General features: G+C 69.7%; 12 protein-coding genes and 2 pseudogenes. 8 read left to right on the forward strand and 6 right to left on the reverse strand.

Going from position 1 to position 16,135, the window contains the following annotated elements; translation table 11 throughout:
• Positions 1 to 125 (forward strand): annotated as a pseudogene (locus U3653_RS29170) (Rv2640c family ArsR-like transcriptional regulator); the annotation flags it as partial.
• 240 nt (positions 126 to 365) lie between these two features.
• Here the strand turns inward: U3653_RS29170 and U3653_RS29175 are convergent.
• On the reverse strand, positions 366 to 2,174 hold the full coding sequence (locus U3653_RS29175; RefSeq protein WP_195081875.1) for a serine/threonine-protein kinase PknD: 1,809 nt from the start codon (positions 2,172 to 2,174) through the stop codon (positions 366 to 368).
• Positions 2,175 to 2,558: 384 nt separating this feature from the next.
• Between U3653_RS29175 and U3653_RS29180 the strand changes: the two genes are divergently transcribed.
• On the forward strand, positions 2,559 to 2,864 hold the full coding sequence (locus U3653_RS29180) for a hypothetical protein (protein ID WP_195081876.1): 306 nt from the start codon (positions 2,559 to 2,561) through the stop codon (positions 2,862 to 2,864).
• Positions 2,865 to 2,960: 96 nt separating this feature from the next.
• Positions 2,961 to 3,416 (forward strand): annotated as a pseudogene (locus tag U3653_RS29185) (SRPBCC family protein); the annotation flags it as partial.
• Between the two features lie 226 nt (positions 3,417 to 3,642).
• Here the strand turns inward: U3653_RS29185 and U3653_RS29190 are convergent.
• The 3 genes from U3653_RS29190 to galK all read right to left on the reverse strand — a co-directional run bounded on the left by U3653_RS29190 (position 3,643) and on the right by galK (position 6,976).
• Entirely contained in the window at positions 3,643 to 3,894 is a 252-nt protein-coding gene (locus U3653_RS29190; RefSeq protein WP_195081878.1) for a hypothetical protein, read from the reverse strand.
• Positions 3,895 to 3,906: 12 nt separating this feature from the next.
• Entirely contained in the window at positions 3,907 to 5,598 is a 1,692-nt protein-coding gene (locus U3653_RS29195; protein WP_195082127.1) for a sodium:solute symporter family protein, read from the reverse strand.
• Between the two features lie 256 nt (positions 5,599 to 5,854).
• Entirely contained in the window at positions 5,855 to 6,976 is a 1,122-nt protein-coding gene (galK, locus tag U3653_RS29200) for a galactokinase (RefSeq protein WP_195081879.1), read from the reverse strand.
• A 614-nt stretch (positions 6,977 to 7,590) separates the two neighbouring features.
• On the opposite strand from galK, the gene U3653_RS29205 reads away from it, so the two are divergent.
• On the forward strand, positions 7,591 to 9,123 hold the full coding sequence (locus tag U3653_RS29205) for a diguanylate cyclase domain-containing protein (RefSeq protein WP_195081880.1): 1,533 nt from the start codon (positions 7,591 to 7,593) through the stop codon (positions 9,121 to 9,123).
• Between the two features lies 1 nt (position 9,124).
• Here U3653_RS29205 and U3653_RS29210 read toward each other — a convergent pair whose 3' ends face one another.
• Both U3653_RS29210 and U3653_RS29215 read right to left on the reverse strand, forming a co-directional pair.
• Positions 9,125 to 9,877 (reverse strand): DUF6319 family protein, encoded by a 753-nt coding sequence (locus U3653_RS29210; RefSeq protein WP_195081881.1) that lies wholly within the window; start codon positions 9,875 to 9,877, stop codon positions 9,125 to 9,127.
• Positions 9,878 to 10,032: 155 nt separating this feature from the next.
• On the reverse strand, positions 10,033 to 10,653 hold the full coding sequence (locus tag U3653_RS29215) for a TetR/AcrR family transcriptional regulator (RefSeq protein ID WP_195081882.1): 621 nt from the start codon (positions 10,651 to 10,653) through the stop codon (positions 10,033 to 10,035).
• A gap of 212 nt (positions 10,654 to 10,865) precedes the next feature.
• Between U3653_RS29215 and U3653_RS29220 the strand changes: the two genes are divergently transcribed.
• The 4 genes from U3653_RS29220 to casG are packed head-to-tail and all read left to right on the forward strand — an operon-like array spanning position 10,866 to position 16,131.
• Positions 10,866 to 12,233, forward strand: a complete 1,368-nt coding sequence (locus tag U3653_RS29220; protein WP_195081883.1) for a flavin-containing monooxygenase — start codon at positions 10,866 to 10,868, stop codon at positions 12,231 to 12,233.
• A gap of 7 nt (positions 12,234 to 12,240) precedes the next feature.
• Complete coding sequence (locus tag U3653_RS29225; protein WP_195081884.1) at positions 12,241 to 13,398, forward strand: serine hydrolase domain-containing protein; 1,158 nt, start codon at positions 12,241 to 12,243, stop codon at positions 13,396 to 13,398.
• Positions 13,398 to 14,444 (forward strand): NAD(P)-dependent alcohol dehydrogenase, encoded by a 1,047-nt coding sequence (locus U3653_RS29230; RefSeq protein WP_195082128.1) that lies wholly within the window; start codon positions 13,398 to 13,400, stop codon positions 14,442 to 14,444. Before U3653_RS29225 ends, U3653_RS29230 begins: the two co-directional genes overlap by 1 nt.
• 37 nt (positions 14,445 to 14,481) lie before the next feature.
• On the forward strand, positions 14,482 to 16,131 hold the full coding sequence (gene casG / locus U3653_RS29235) for a steroid-24-oyl-CoA synthetase (RefSeq protein ID WP_195081885.1): 1,650 nt from the start codon (positions 14,482 to 14,484) through the stop codon (positions 16,129 to 16,131).
• Positions 16,132 to 16,135: the final 4 nt, after the last annotated feature.

Genomic DNA, 16,135 nt, shown 5'->3' on the forward strand with positions numbered 1-16,135 from the left:
TCGGCCAGTTGCGCAAGGCCGGGCTCGTGGAATCCGAACGGCGCGGTATGAACACCTTCCACCGCGCCCGCCGCGATGCCCTGGCGGCGCTGTGTGTGGTGCTGGACCCCAACTGCTGCCGCTGAACTGCACCTGTCCTCGGCGTCGGTCCTGGCCGGGCGCCGCCGCCTTGGTGGCAGCCGGTAGCGGCGGTAGCAGGCCTGCGTGAGGAAGACGGCCGCGCGACCGGTGAAGACCCTGACTCAGCAGCCAGGTGCCGAGGGCGTTTCCACCGGGCCTGGTCCGCCTTCGTGCGGCGAGGGTGTCCAGGTCCGGCATGGCGGCTCCTGCGCCTACCTCGCCGGGACGGTGGAAGGTAGGACAGTTCAGCCGACCGAGAGTTTCACCACCGGATCGTGGCCCAGATCGGTGATGTAGATGTTGCCCGCCGAGTCGACCGCCACACCCTGAGGATTCTTCAGGCCGGTGAACGGTAAGGGGGTCGGCGTCGACGCGCCCGCCGCCAACCTCACCACCCATTTGTTACCCCAGTCCACGACGTACACATCGCCCGCCGCGTCGACCGCCAAGCCCTGGGGATCTTTGAGCCCGGTGAACGGCAACATGGTCGGCGCCGGCGCGCCCGCCGCCAACATCCGCACCTGCTCGGTACCCAGTTCGGTGACGTAGACGTTGCCCGCCGGGTCGACCGCCACACCATCGGGGCCTTGGAGCCCCGTCAACGGCAGCGTCGTCGGAGCCGACGCGCCCGCCGGCAATTTCAGCACCCGATCGTTGCCCCGGTCGGCGACGTACACGTCTCCCGCCTTGTCGACGGCCACACCATGGGGGTCCTTCAGGCCGGTGATCGGCAGCGGGGTCGGCGTAGGCGCACCCGCCGCCAATTTCAGCACCCGATCGTTACTCGTGTCGCTGACGTAGACGTTGCCCGCTTGGTCGACCGCCACATCCTGCGGATTCTTCAAGCCCGTGATCGGCAGCGGGGTCGGAGCCGACGCGCCCGCCGCCAATTTCAGCACCCGATCGCTATCCATGTCGGTGACGTACACGTTGCCCGCCGGGTCGACCGCCACACCGGTGGGCAGGCTGATGCCGGTGAACGGCAACGCAGTCTGTGACGAGTAGCCCGGGGCGATAAGCGTGGGTGAACTGCCACCTCCGCCCGATTCCCGTTGGACACCGAGGACGACGGCTACGGCGGCCACCACCGCGACCGCAACCGCGGCGGCCAGCGCCCCGGCGGTCTTGGGCGACAATCCGAACCGCCGCCCCTGGCGCGCAGGCACGCCCACGGTGACGCCGGCCGAGGAATCGTCCACCGCGGCGCGGGCCGCCGCGGCCAGTTCACGCACGGTCTGGTAGCGATCGCCGGGGTCTTTGGCCATCCCCTTGGCGATGACCGCATCGAACGCAGCCGGTACATCAGGTGTGGTGGCGCTGGGGCGCGGCGGCGGGGTGTGCAGGTGATGGGCGATCACCCCTTGCATTCCGAAATCGCTCGCGAACGGCGGCCGACCGGTCAGGCACTCGTACAGCACGCACGTCAACGCGTACACGTCCACCCTGGCATCGGCCTTGACCTCCGCGCCGATCTCCTCCGGCGCCATGTAGGCGACGGTGCCGATGGTCTCGCCGGTCGCGGTCAGCGTGCGGTCGTCGGCGGCGTGCGCGATGCCGAAGTCGATCAAGGAGGCGAATTCATCGGCCCCCAGCAGGATGTTCGTGGGTTTGACGTCCCGGTGGACCAGCCCGGCGTCGTGGGCCGCCTGCAGCGCACCGGCCACCTGGGCGATGATCGCCACTGCCCGCCGCGGCGCCAAGGGGCCTTCGCGCGTGATCAGCGTGCGCAGGTCGGTGCCCTCGATCAAGCGCATATTCAGATAGAGCCGACCATCGATGTCGCCGAAGTCGTGGATGGGGATCACATGCGGCTCGGTCAACTGCGCCACCGCGCGGCACTCCCGGCGGAACCGCTCGCGCAACTGCTCGTCATCGGCGAAGCGCTCGGGCAGCACCTTCAGCGCCACCACCCGGTTGGTCAGCGAATCGTGCGCCCGCCACACCTGGCCCATGCCGCCCTGACCCAGCAGCGACAACAGCCGATAGCGCCCGAACACCTCGGCCGACTCCGGCCCCCGGGCGGTGCCCCCGCCATCAACTGTCGCGTCATCCATAGTGCCGTCCCGTGACCACTTGTCTGGCTAACGGCCTCGCTCGCATCCCGACCCGCTCGCGAGCAGATAGCTCCACCCTAGTCGATCCGGCCAGGCCGGACGCCCGTAGTCGGGCAGGGAGGGCGGTGACGCATTCGTACATGTGGCCGTCGAAGGAGGTCATGGGGGCCACGCTCCAGAGCATGCCGGTTCCTCGAGGCTGGGGGTCCTCTGGTCGATGGTCTCGTGCGGTCGCCATGACGAATGCGTCACCGCCGCAGAGGCCAGGATCCCGCTCCGCGTTCTCGGGTGCCCTCGCACGTTTCGGGTGGTCCTCGCATCCGCTGCCGCGGGTGCGCGAAAGATGCCGTTCACAGCCGCCACGCGTCGCCGGCGCATCGGACGATGAGCGATGCCGAGACGGGCATCGCACGACGCGCGGTTTCGGTACCGGTGTCGAATGCCGCTTCGGCGCAACGGGTTACGGTGACGGATTTCACGGCGCGCCGTGGTCACATCACCCGGTTCGGCGTGATCATCGGCGAATTCGCGTTTCCGCCAGTTTCCGGTGCGCGTGACTCATCGGTCCGGATTTCAGCGTCGCTACCAGCGCAAATACGGCCGACCATGATCCGTGCCCGCGCGTCGACCGGCCCTTCAGAGCGCGGGTGGCCCAACCGTCGCCTGTTTGCGCCCGAACCCCTCGGGTAAGCGACCAATGTCCCGAGTCGCCCCACAAGGGAGCGCTTGTCAACCGAGAGACGCCCGTCCGCGAATGACGCGGGCAGGCGAGGAAAGGGGTAGCAAGTGAGCACAATGGCCGCCACGGTGGACGTCGAGGTCCCGGTTCGCACCGCCTACAACCAGTGGACGCAGTTCGAGTCGTTTCCGCAGTTCATGGAGGGTGTCGAAGCGGTACAGCAGATCGATGACCGGCATATGCACTGGCGTGTCCATGTCGGCCCGTCGACGCGGGAGTTCGACGCCACCATCACCGAGCAGCATCCCGACGAACGCGTCGCCTGGAAGTCCGACAGCGGGCCCAAGCACGCTGGCGTCGTCACGTTCCATCGGCTCGACGACACCCACACCAGGGTGACCGCGCAGATGGACGTCGATCCCGAAGGCTTCGTGGAGAACGTCGCCGACAAGCTCGGTGTGCTCAAGCACCGGGTGAACGGTGACCTGGAGCGCTTCAAGCACTTCATCGAGCATCAGGGCCGGGAGACCGGCGCGTGGCGCGGTGACATTCCGCGTCCCGATGCCGGGAGCACCGCCACGGAGCGCGGCGCCGCTCCCCGCCCGGGCACGACCGGTACGCCAGGTGTGGGCGGAACCGGCATGCCTGGCGTCGGCGGAACCGGCACTCCCGGTGCCGGCGGAACCGGCGCCGGTGGAACGGGCACCTGGCCCGGCGGAACCGGCACTCCGGGCGTCTGACCCGTACGACAACGGTGCCCCCTGGGTCTTCCCAGGGGGCATCGTCGTGTCAGGCCGAGTCGCGCTCCTCCTCCGCGTCCGCCGGGCGCGATTCCGGCGGCACCTGGACCGGGCGCAGCAAGGCCCAGGCCACGAAGGCCACCGCCACCACGCCCATGCCGAGCCCGGCCCAGAGGTTCACGTTCACTCCGCCGGTCTTGGCCTGCTCGGCGGCGGTGTCGTGGACCAGTCCGGTGACGACGAGAACGATCGCGTAGCAGCCGAGCAAGCCACCGACGATGGTGCGGATATCGAAAAGCATTGCGATGGTTCCTTATCCGACGAGGATGTTGAGCGCGATGACGAGCACGAGCGCGATGCCCGCGAGCAGGACCGGGCGCTGATACCAGGGCAGCGTGCCTGCCTCCGGGTCGGTGCGCACTTCCTTCGGCGTCTCCGAGTACACCAGCCCGATCAGCTCCGCCGCCGGTTTCGGCAGGGTCACCTGGGTGACCACGACGCTGACCACGATGTCGACCACGAACGCGGCACCGGCGGCTACGAAGCTCGCCCCCTGGCCGGACAGCTCGAAGACCTTCGTCTCGTGCAGGATGAAAACGACGATGGCGGAAGCGGTTCCGCAGACCAGCCCCATCCAGCCCGCCGTCGGCGTCATCCGTTTCCAGAACATGCCGAGGATGAACGTGGCGAACAGCGGCGCGTTGAAGAAGCTGAACAGGGTTTGCAGGTAGTCCATCATGTTGCTGAACCCGGAGGCGATGAACGCGGTGAAGATCGCGGCCACGGTCGCGCCGATGGTGGCCAGCCTGCCCACGCGCAGGTAGTAGCCGTCCGGGCGGTCGCGCCGCACGTACTGCTGCCACAGGTCGTAGCTGAAGACGGTGTTGAACGCCGAGACGTTGGCCGCCATGCCCGCCATGAACGCCGCGAGCAGACCGGCCAGCCCCACCCCGAGCAGCCCGTTGGGCAGCACATCCTTCATCAGGTACAGCAGCGCCTGGTTGTAGGTGGTGTCGCTCTCGAAGTCCGGATTCGCGGTCACCGCCGCCTTGTACTCCGCCATCTGCGGCACCAGCACCGCGCTGATCATGCCCGGGATCACCACGATCAGCGGGATGAACATCTTCGGGTACGCCCCGATGATCGGGGTGCGCCGCGCCGCCGAGATCGAGTGCGTCGCCATCGCGCGCTGCACCTCGACGAAGTTCGTGGTCCAGTACCCGAACGACAGCACGAACCCGAGGCCGAACACGATGCCGAGAATGGACAGGAAATCGTTGGAGAATCCGCTCAGCGCGTTACCCGGCCACGACTCCCACTGCGCCGCCCCTCCCGGTGACGCGGTCACCTTGTCCTGCAGACCGCTCCAGCCGCCGACGCGGTGCAACCCGACCAGAGTCAGCGGCAACAGCGCGGCCACGATGACGAAGAACTGGAGCACCTCGTTGTAGATCGCGGCCGACAGTCCGCCCAGGGTGATGTAGGACAGCACGATCACCGCGGCCACGATCACCGACACCCACAGCGGCCAGCCCAGCAGCACGTTCACGATGGAGCCGAGCAGATACAGGTTGACCCCGGCGATGAGGATCTGCGCGATGGCGAAACTCAGCGCGTTCACCAGGTGCGCACCGGTGCCGAACCGGCGGCGCATGAATTCGGGCACGCTGCGCACCTTGGAGCCGTAGTAGAACGGCATCATCACCACGCCGAGGAACAGCATGGCGGGCACTGCCCCGATCCAGAAGTAGTGGAAGGTCGGGAACCCGTATTCCGCGCCGTTGGCGGACATGCCCATGATCTCCACGGCGCCGAGATTGGCGGAGATGAACGCCAGGCCGGTCACCCACGCCGGCAGCGAACGCCCGGACAGGAAGAAGTCGATGCTCGAGGACACCCGCTGCCTGGCCAGCAAGCCGATGCCGAGCACGAACACGAAATACAGCGCCACCAGCGCGTAATCCACAGGCTGCGCGTCCAGGCGGAGGGTCTCGGCGGCTACCAGGGACGGTGGCGATGCGGCCGGGTGCGGGCCGGGCACGGCGGCGAGAACGGACGAATCGACGAGCGGCACAGCGTTCCTCCTGGCGGTGAAACCGGGGCGGCGAGCGAGGTCGTTCGTCGTGCGAGAGCTGCGCCGTGCTGGTCGAGCCCGGCGCGCGCGACCTCATCGTCGCCCGCCGAATGGTGTCGGCAGACACCACTCTGCGCGATCATGCCCGACCGGCGTGGCACATTCGCGCACAAATCCGGCCGGTCGCTCAGGCGACCCGGTGGGCTCCGTCGGCCGGGGCCACCGCGAAGGTCCGCGGGCCGGACAGATCCGCGTCGGCGAAACGCCGCCGCACCGACTCGGCCACCGCCTCGGTGCGGTCCCGGTCGACGAGCGCGATGACGCTGCCGCCGAACCCGCCGCCGACCATGCGCGCGCCATGCGCCCCGGCCGCGAGCGCGGCCTCGACCGCCGTGTCCAGCGCCGGTGTGGACACCTCGAAGTCGTCCCGGAGCGAGGCGTGTCCCGCGGTGAGCAGCGGGCCGATGCCACGGGGGTCCACGCCCGCGCGCAACTTTTCGGCAACCGCGAGCACCCTGGCGTTCTCCGTCACCACGTGCCTGGCGCGGCGGCGCAGCACGTCGTCGGCGATCCGGGTGGTGTCCGCGGCCGCGGCCACCTCACGCAAAGCGCCTACGCCGAGCGCCTCGGCCGCCGCCGCGCATTCCGCGCGGCGCTCTGCGTAGCGGCCGTCGGCCAGTTCGTGCGGTTGGCCGGTATCGATCACGAGCAGTTCCAGCCCGCAAGCGCCGAGGTCGAAGGGAATCTGCTCGGCGCAGCGTGGGGCGTCGATGTCGGCGGCGAACGCCCGCATGTCCAGCAACAGCGCGTGCCCCGCGGTGCACAGCATCGCGGCCGATTGGTCGAGCAAGCCGGTCGGCGCGCCGACGTAGTCGTTCTCGGCGGCGCGGGCCACGTCGATCAGCCTGCGGTCGGTCAGCTCCGGTGCGAACAGATCACGCAGCGCGATCGCCACCGCGCAGGACAGCGCCGCCGAGGACGACAGTCCCGCGCCGATCGGCACCGCGCCGTCCACGTCGAGGTCCACGCCGGGGACCCCGTGCCCGCGCCGGATGAACTCGGCGACCACGCCGAGCGGGTAGCGCGCCCATCCCGGCACCCTGGCCCGCGCGCCGTCGAGGTCGGACACCGCGACGTGCACCGGCTCGCCGGGCCGCTGCCGCGAGCCGACCCGCACCAACCCGTCCGTGCGCCCCGCCGCCGCGCACCGCACCACCAGCGGCAACGCGATGGGCAGGACGTAGCCGTCGTTGTAGTCGGTGTGCTCACCGATGATGTTGACCCGCCCCGGCGCCACCCATGTCCGCACGCTCGCTCCTCGCTGTCCCGATCGCTGCCAGGGTACGAGACACGCCGCGCCGACTCCGCTCTCGACCCGCTGGGCTGCGGAAGGCGTTCGTGCCGCCCACCCGCAGTCGCCATCCCCCTCTGCGCCGGCCTGGCGGACATACCGGGCGCGGCGACGCCGGCCGCAGTGGTGTGCCACTCGTGTTCGTCGGTGCGGGGTCAGGGTCGCGGTGCGGCCGGAGAACTGCGCGGCGATGGGGCTGGCTGCTGGCGGCCGATCGGTCGCAGCGCGCGTGAGGCCGCACCCTAACCGTGCCGTGGATCGGCCCGGACCATTTCGCGGCCCGCTCTCCCGAACCCGGGACGCGAACTACTACGCGGGATTCCCCCTTGTTGCGTCAAGTGCCCGCCAAGGGGCCGCATTCCGTGCCATGATCAAATCAGTTGTCCAGATATTGGTTGCCGAGCGCGCCGCGGTCGGTTGGGACATCTGCTCGTACAACAACACTCGGTTCTCGTTCGCCGACAGCATCCGGGCGGTGCTCGGCGAACAGGCGAACGTCGAAGTCGCGGTGGAGGATTCCAGATCTATTACGCGGCCCGGTGCACCGGGGATGGAGCGACCAAGGGGGGCTGATGACACCCAGCGAACCGCCACAGACCAGCTGTCGGCGCAGCATCGGAACGGGTTGGTACGCGGCGCTTCTCGGGGGAAGCGGGGCCGCGATCGCGGTCTATCTGGCACTGGACTCGCAGGTCGCGGCGTTCGTGACGATGGCGGTCATCGTCGGCGAGACCCTCGCCATGATCGCCGTCGGCGTGCGCACCCACCGGCCGGCGCACCCGTTGCCGTGGTATCTGCTGTCCGGCTCGGCGGTGCTGTTCGCCACCGGCACCACGCTGCGCGACGTCTGCGACCACGCGGTACACCCGCTCGACGACGCGTTCACCTTGCTCGGCTACCTCGGCGTCGGGCTCGCCGCGCTGATCTGGTTGTTGCCGCGCCACGTGCACGGCGACTACGACCTGCTGCTGGACTCGGCCCTGATCGGGCTCGGCGCGCTGCTCGCCTCCTGGACCTTCCTCATCTCCCCGATCCTGCAGGCCACAACGACCGGTCCGGACGCGCTGGTGGCGGCGACCTATCCGGTGCTCGACGCGCTGCTGCTCACCCTGGTGGCGCACTCGATGGCGACCTCCACGCGCGCGGAGACCTCGCTGTGGCTGCTGCACGCCGGACTCGTGGCGGTGCTGCTCGGCGACCTGGGCTACAGCTTGGAGACGGCGGGCGCGACCGCGCTCGGGCGCGGAGTGCTGCTCGCTCCCCTGCTCGCCGCCTACGCCACCGTCGGTGTCGCGGCGCTGCACCCCACCATGACCTCGCTCGGCGCGCCGCGGCGCATCCATCCGCACCACTCCAGGCAGCGCGCCAGCCTCATCGCGATCGCGCTGATCGTGGCCTCGCTGGTGCCGGTGGTCGGGTCGAGCCTGCGTCCGCTGGACCGCGTGGTGGTGTCGTCGCTGTTCGCGCTGTTGCTGATCGGCATGCTGGTGCGCAGCGAACGCGCGATCGTGCGCAGCGCCCGCAGCGAGCGGCGCGCGCAGTACCAGGCCGACCACGACATACTCACCGGATTGCTGAACCGGGCCGCGCTGCTGCGCGCGCTGCGGCAGCGCGGCGAACAGTGGGCGGAGCAACCGATCTCGCTGCTGTTCATCGATCTCGACGGCTTCAAGCGGGTCAACGACAGCTACGGGCACGCCGTCGGCGACGAGCTCATCGCGACGGCGGCCGGCCGGATCCGGCGGGTGGCGCGCCACGAGGACGTGGTGACCCGCTACGGCGGCGACGAATTCGTCGTCCTCGCCCGGCTGTCCCGGCCGGAGGCCGCCGTGCTGGCCGAACGGCTGCTCGGCGCGTTCGTCCGGCCGTTCGGGCTCAGCGCAGGGGAGATACCGATCACGGCGAGCGTCGGCGTGGCGTGCGTCGGTCCGCGCAGCTCGGACACCGACATGCACGGCCTGCTCCGGGAGGCGGACGCGGCCATGTACCACGCGAAGCAGCACTCGCTCGGTTACGCGTTCCACGACGACATGCGGCGCACACCACCCGGCACCGAGCGCCGGATCTGGCGCACGGCCGCCCGATCCGCCACTCCCGCCGTGTGATTCAGTCGCTCAGCTCGTCCAGCAGGCGCTTGGCCTCCTCGAGCTCGGCCTGTAACTGCTGCACCTTGGCCTCCTGCACCCCGCGCAACGCCTCCAGGACGCCCGCGACCACTTCGGCGACCTCCGGATGCAGGATCTTCGCCGCCTGCGCCACCGCCGAACCGGCCACCGGCAGGCCGCGCAGGGTGCGCTTCTTGCCGCTGACCACGTCGATCGACCACTCGCCGTCGGAAGTGCCGGTGAGCGTCACGGTGACCTCGGGCGCCTTGGCCTTGCGGGCGGCGGCCGCCTTGGCGGGTTTCGGCGCCGGGGCCTGCTTGGCCGCGCTGTCGGCTCGGCTCGCTTCCGCGGCCGCCTGCGCCGGCTTCGGGGCGGCCGACGGCGCGGGCGCGCTCGGCGGCGCGGGCTCGGTCGTGGCGCTCGTCGTGGTCGACGACTGGGTCACAGGGGATTCCTTCCTGGTTGACTGCTTCGGCTGGGCGGTGGCGCCCGCCGCCCCTCGCGGCGGCTTGGTCAAGGTCACCTCGGTGGGAGAGAAGGACAGTACATCCTTCGATCCGGTCGGCCGGACCTGCAAGAAGTCACCGTCGGCAGGGTCGCCGAGCGAGATCACCTTGCCCGAGCGCCCCTCCGGCACGCCGACCGCGGCGGCGGTGAACCACACCATGGGCGGTCGGCCGCCGGCGATCTCCGCGGCGATCTGTTGAATCTCGCTGTCGGACAAGGGCTGCGGCTTGGTTCGTGGGGACGGCATGGGTAACTCCGAGCGATTCGTGGTTGGCTGCGTGCACAGATGATGCCGCACGACGCCGACACATTCGCGGGCCACCATCGAATACGGCCCGTCCACGCCAATGTTCGAGCTCTCAGCGAACGATGGGCAACATACGCGGTCGGCCCGCGCTCGGTTCAGCTCGCCGTCGTCGGCGCGCGCAGCGCGGGAAACCAGATGTCGGTGAGCACTTCGACGGCTTGGTCCACCGAGACATCGATGGTGCCCTGCATCGCCCATCGCGTGAAGAATCGTTCCAGTTGCGCGACCAGCAATTCCACGCGCAGCCGCGCCTCGTCGCGCCGGTCGTCGGGCCACCCGGCGAGGTAGGCGGTCATCGCATTGGGCAACGCGAGGATCCCGGTGCGGGCGATCTCGCGGAACTCCGGCTCCAGCGCGGTCGCTTCGTCCCAGGCGGGCAACAGGTCCTTGTATTCGTGGAACCACTCGATGGCGCGGGTCATCCATCCGGAGAACTCGGCGCGCGAACCGGTCTCGAGCACCCGGTCGAGATCCTGATAGAAGTGCAGCACGGTGGGCACGGTGCCCTGCTCGGCGATCGCGCGCAAGATCTCCTGTTTCCCGGCGAAGTGCAAGTAGAAGGTGGCGCGGCTGCAGCCGACCGCGGCGGCGATGTCGTCCACCCGCACGGCCGCGTAGCCACGGGTGGCGAACAGCTCCTTGGCGCCCTCCATCAGCCGGGCCCTGGTCTGCTGCTTCTGCTCGTCCCGCAGATTCGTGCTCGCGTTCGTACGCATGGTGGACAGGTACCTCATATCCGTTGAAAAGAGGGCTCGACGTGCGGCTGCGCCGACCGAGTCTACGCGCGAACGATCTCGATGGACAGTGCGTCACTCACTAGACGTACTGTCTACCGACTGTTATTTTGTTGCCTACGTCACTCCGGCGCGCGAGCCGCGCCGGACGGTTCGGCCGTCACCGACGACGGCCTCCAGCACGAGGACAGTGAATGACGTCAACCGCACTCCCCCGCGTCTGCGTGATCGGGGCGGGCCCGTCCGGGATCACCGCCGCCAAGCGCCTGAACGACCACGGCATCCCGTTCGACTGCTACGAGGCTTCCGACGAAGTCGGGGGCAATTGGTACTTCAAGAACCCCAACGGCATGTCGGCCTGCTACCAGAGCCTGCACATCGACACGTCCAAGTTCCGCTTGGCTTTCGAGGACTATCCTGCGCCCGAGGAGTGGCCGGACTTCCCCCACCATTCGCAGCTGTTCCAGTACTTCCGCGACTACGTCGACCATTTCGGCATCCGCGATCGGATCGTGTTCAACACGAAGGTGACCGCCGCCGAGCGCGACGCGGACGGCCGCTGGGTGATCACCACCAGCGACGGGAGCACCAAGGACTACGACGCGCTCATCGTCTGCAACGGACACCACTGGGACCCCCGCGTCCCGGACTATCCGGGCGAATTCGACGGCACGCTGCTGCACAGCCACGCCTACAACGACCCGTTCGACCCGGTCGACATGCGCGGCAAACGCGTCGTCGTGGTCGGCATGGGCAACTCGGGCCTCGACATCGCCTCCGAGCTGTCGCAACGGTTCATCGCCGCGAAGCTCTACGTCTCCGCCCGGCGCGGGGTCTGGGTGCTGCCGAAGTACGTCAACGGCAAGGTGGGCGACAAGCGCTCGATGCCGCGGTGGATGCCGCCGAAGCTGGGTCTCAAGCTCAAGCAGCGTTTCGTGCGCAAGTTCCGGGGCAACATGGAGGACTACGGCCTGCCCGAGCCCGACCATCTCCCGTTCGAGGCGCATCCGTCGGCGAGCGAGGAGTTCCTGCACCGCGCCGGCTGCGGCGACATCACGTTCAAGCCCGCGATCACCGCCCTGGAGGGCGCGCGGGTGCGCTTCGCCGACGGCAGCGCCGAGGAGGTGGACGTGATCGTCTGCGCCACCGGTTACCGCATCAGCTTCCCGTTCTTCTCCGATCCGGAACTGCTGCCCGACGCCGACAACCGTTTCCCGCTGTTCAAGCAGATGGTGAAGCCCGGCATCGACAATCTGTTCTTCCTCGGTCTGGCCCAGCCGCTGCCCACGCTGGTGAACTTCGCCGAGCAGCAGAGCAAGCTGGTCGCCGCCTACCTGACCGGCCGCTACCACCTGCCGTCGGCGCAGGAGATGCGGGCGGCCATGCGGTCGGCGGAATCGGCCAGGTCGGGCCGTTACTACGACTCGCCACGGCACACCATCCAGATCGAATTCGAACCGTACGTGCGCGACCTGCGACGGGAGCTGGCACGCGGAGCCAAACGCGCCGCCGCCGCGGGGAACGCGCTGCCCGTTCCCGCTCGCACGCCCGAACATGTGTGAGGCGGCGATGACCACCACCACGGGCACCGCCACCTCGGGATTCTGCGCCGAACGATTCGCGCGCGTGCGCACGGAACTGGAGAACCGGCTCGCCTCCGGCGACGAGCTGGGCGCGTCGATCTGCGTCACGGTCGACGGCGAAACGGTCGTCGACCTCTGGGGCGGCCACCGCGACCCGGAACGCGCCGCGCCGTGGACCGAGGACACCTTGGTCAACGTCTTCTCCATCACCAAGACCATGACCGCGCTGAGCGCTCTGCTCCTGGTCGAGCGCGGCGAACTGGACGTGCACGCGAAGGTGGCCAGGTACTGGCCGGAGTTCGCGGCGAACGGCAAGGACGGCATCGAGATTCGCCATCTGCTCGCGCACACCTCCGGCGTCTCCGGATGGCAGCCGCCGATCGAGCTGGCCGACATCTACGACACCGAAGCGTCGGCCGCCCGCCTCGCGAGCCAGCCGCCGTGGTGGGAGCCGGGCACCGCGTCGGGCTATCACGCGCTGGCCTACGGCCACCTGATCGGCGCGGTGATCCGCCGCGTCACCGGCCGGTCGCTGGGCGAGTTCTTCGCCGAGGAACTGGCCGGGCCACTGGGCGCCGACTTCCACATCGGCACCGCGCCCGAACACCACGGGCGGATCGCGACCTTGATTCCGCCGGAGGTGCCGGAATTCGACCTGGCCGCGCTCGACCAGGACAGCGTGCTGGTCAAGACGCTCACCAGCCCGCTGCTGGACATCGCCGCGACGGCCAGCGCCGAGTGGCGCCAAGCCGAGATCGGCGCGGTGAACGGCCACGGCAACGCCAGATCGGTGGCGCGGGTGCAATCGCTGGTGTCTTGCGGCGGCGAACTCGACGGGCGGCGGCTGCTGTCGGAGCGGACGATCGAGTTGATCTTCCAACAGCAGTCCGACGGTGTGGATCTGGCGCTTCTGACGCCGCTGCGGTTCGGCATCGGTTACGGTCTGCCGCAGCGGCAGACCGCCCCGGAAGTGCCCGACGGCCGGGTGTGCTGGTGGGCCGGGTACGGAGGCGCGATGGTGGTCAACGACCTCGAGCACCGCACCACGTTCGCCTATGCCATGAACCGGATGGCGCCGGGTCTGATCGGCTCCGACCGCGCCGACGCCTATCTGCGCGCGACGTTCGCGGCGGTGCGCGGATGATGCGGGCGCTCCAGCTCACCGAGCCGGGTGTGCTGGAACTGCGCGAGGTGCCGATACCGCGGATCGGTCCCACCGATCTGTTGCTGCGCGTGGGCGCCGCGGGAATCTGCCATTCGGATCTGCACGTGCTGCACATCCCCTTCCGGATGCGCGAGGAGCCGTTGACCCTCGGCCACGAGATCGCGGGAACCATCGAAGCCGTCGGCGAGGGAGTGGACGGCCGCAGGCCCGGCGAGCGCGGCATCGTGTATCTGTGCTGGTCGTGCGGCGTCTGCCGGGAGTGCGCCGCAGGCAACGAGAACGTGTGCCTGGCCGCGGGACGCACCGCCATGCCACCGTGCCCCGGGCTCGGACCGGACGGCGGGATGGCCGACTACGTGCGGGTGCCTGCCAGTTCGTTCGTGCCGATCGGTGACCTCGACTTCGCCGAGGCCGCTCCGCTGGCCGACGCCGCGCTGTCGAGCTATCACGCCATCCGCGACGCTCGTGATCGGCTGGGGCCCGGGTCGGTGGCGGTGGTCGTCGGGATCGGCGGGCTCGGCCACCTCGCGGTGCAGATCCTGACCGCTACCACCGCGGCGAGGGTGCTGGCCGTGGACGTGAGCGCCGAGAAGCTGGAGCTCGCCGCGCGCTGCGGTGCGGCGGAAGGACTCATCGCGAGCGACGGCACCGCGAGCGAGATTCTCGCGCGGACCGAGGGGCGGGGCGCGGACGCGGTGTTCGACTTCGTCGGCGTCGACGCGACCGCGCGCCTGGCGGTGGAATCGGTAGCGCCCAACGGGGCCTACCGCATGGTCGGCCTCGGCGGCGGCGCGCCGGAGATCACGGCGGCCCCCGCCACCGGCACGGGCTGGCCGTGGGGCGCCACGGTGCGCAAGTCCTACGGCGGCACCAGATCCGACCTGATCGACTCCGTGGCGCTGGCCGCGGCGGGCGAACTGCGCGCCGAGGTGGAGCGCTACCCACTCGCCGAAGCACGCGCCGCCCTCGACCGGCTGGAGCGCGGGCTGGTCACCGGGCGCGCGGTGCTGGTCCCCGAGCCGTGACGAATCATCCCTGCGCAGTGACGAGGAAGTATCCGATATGACAAAGGCCATCGACCAGCAGGCGTTCGCGGCGCAGGCCGCGAGCAGGCTCACCGGACCCGGCGGTCGATTCGAGATGGTGGTCGAGGACGTGCTCGGCGCACCGATGCCGGTGGTGCGCCATCGCAAGTCCTCGCTGCGGGAAGTGCTGGTCGCCGCGGCCGCGCACGGTGATCGGGACTACCTGGTCACCGCGGACCGGACGATGTCGTTCACCGAGCACGCCGCCGCGGTCGCCGCGCTGGCCACGGCCCTGCGCGACCGCTTCGGCGTTCGCAAGGGCGACCGGGTGGGCATTCTCGCCGCGAACACGCCCGAGTGGGTGCTCACGTTCTGGGCGGCCCAGGCGCTCGGCGCGATCGCGGTGGGCTACAACGCGTGGTGGGCGCCGCGCGAGGTCGCCTACGGCGTCGAACACACCAGCCCCACGGTGCTCGTCGTCGACGCGAAACGCGCGGCGCTGGTGGCGGAGCTGGACCTTCGGGTCCCGGTGCTCACCATGGAGCACGACGTACCCGCGCTCTTGACCGAATACCGCACCGCCGAGCTGCCCGACGCCGACATCGACGAGGACGATCCGGCGGTGATCCTGTACACCAGCGGCACCAGCGGACGACCCAAGGGCGCGGTGCACTCGCATCGGAACCTGGTGGCGGTCACCGACTATCACGCTTTCAACGACGCGCTGGCCGCCGCGCTCACCGGGGCGGCCGAACTGCCCAGCGGGCGGCGTTTCCTGCTCACCTCGCCGCTGTTCCACATCGCCAGCCTGCACAACCTGGTGGTGCCCCGGCTGGTCACCGGCGACGCGGCGGTGATCCACCAGGGATCGTTCGACGCCGACCGGGTGCTGCGGCTGATCGAGGCGCAACGGGTCACCAACTGGGGCGCCATGCCCACCATGGCGACCAGGATGCTCGAACTGGACCTGTCCGGCTACGACTTGTCCTCGCTGGCCGCCTTCTCCCTGAACTCCGCGCCGTCGTCGGCCGCGCTGCAACAGAAATTGCGCGATCAGCTGCCCGTCGCCCGAAACGCGCTGGTGACCAGCTACGGGCTCACCGAGTGCAGCACGGCCGCGACGCTGGCGAGCCCGGCCGAGCTGGCGGCGTACCCGGACACCGTCGGCCGCCCGGTGGTCGGGGTCACGCTGGAGATCCGCGACAGCGCGGGCAACACCCTCCCCGACGGCGCCGAGGGCGAGATCTGGGTGCGCAGCCCCTACGTGATGCTGGGGTACTGGCAGGACGAGGCCGCGACCGCGGCGGCGATCACCGCCGACCGCTGGTTGCGCACCGGTGACATCGGTGTGCTGGAGGACGGCAGGCTGCGCTTGTCCGGGCGCCGTTCGGATCTCATTCTGCGCGGCGGGGAGAACGTCTATCCCACGGAGATCGAGCAGTGCCTGGAAGAGCATCCGGCGGTGCGGGAATGCGCGGTGCTGGGGGTGCCCGACGCCGACCTCGGACAGCAGGTCGCCGCCTTGGTCGTGGTCGAAAGCGCCACGGCGACCAGCGAAGAGGAGCTGCGGGCGTTCACCGCCGAGCGCCTCGCCTACTACAAAGTGCCCGCCCGCTGGCGGCTCACCACCACCGCACTCCCGCGCAACGCGACCGGCAAGGTCGTGCGCGCCGATCTCGAGGTGTAAAGCC

The sequence above is a fragment of the Nocardia implantans genome, assembly GCF_035544775.1.
GTDB classification, from domain to species: Bacteria; Actinomycetota; Actinomycetes; order Mycobacteriales; family Mycobacteriaceae; genus Nocardia; species Nocardia implantans.

Coding starts and splice junctions, on each gene's coding strand:
- U3653_RS29210 (WP_195081881.1), bottom strand. CDS start 9,877: ATGCCGTCCCCACGAACCAAGCCGCAGCCCTTGTCCGACAGCGAGATT.
- U3653_RS29175 (WP_195081875.1), bottom strand. CDS start 2,174: ATGGATGACGCGACAGTTGATGGCGGGGGCACCGCCCGGGGGCCGGAG.
- U3653_RS29230 (WP_195082128.1), top strand. CDS start 13,398: ATGCGGGCGCTCCAGCTCACCGAGCCGGGTGTGCTGGAACTGCGCGAG.
- U3653_RS29190 (WP_195081878.1), bottom strand. CDS start 3,894: ATGCTTTTCGATATCCGCACCATCGTCGGTGGCTTGCTCGGCTGCTAC.
- U3653_RS29220 (WP_195081883.1), top strand. CDS start 10,866: ATGACGTCAACCGCACTCCCCCGCGTCTGCGTGATCGGGGCGGGCCCG.
- U3653_RS29205 (WP_195081880.1), top strand. CDS start 7,591: ATGACACCCAGCGAACCGCCACAGACCAGCTGTCGGCGCAGCATCGGA.
- casG (WP_195081885.1), top strand. CDS start 14,482: ATGACAAAGGCCATCGACCAGCAGGCGTTCGCGGCGCAGGCCGCGAGC.
- U3653_RS29215 (WP_195081882.1), bottom strand. CDS start 10,653: ATGCGTACGAACGCGAGCACGAATCTGCGGGACGAGCAGAAGCAGCAG.
- U3653_RS29225 (WP_195081884.1), top strand. CDS start 12,241: ATGACCACCACCACGGGCACCGCCACCTCGGGATTCTGCGCCGAACGA.
- U3653_RS29180 (WP_195081876.1), top strand. CDS start 2,559: ATGAGCGATGCCGAGACGGGCATCGCACGACGCGCGGTTTCGGTACCG.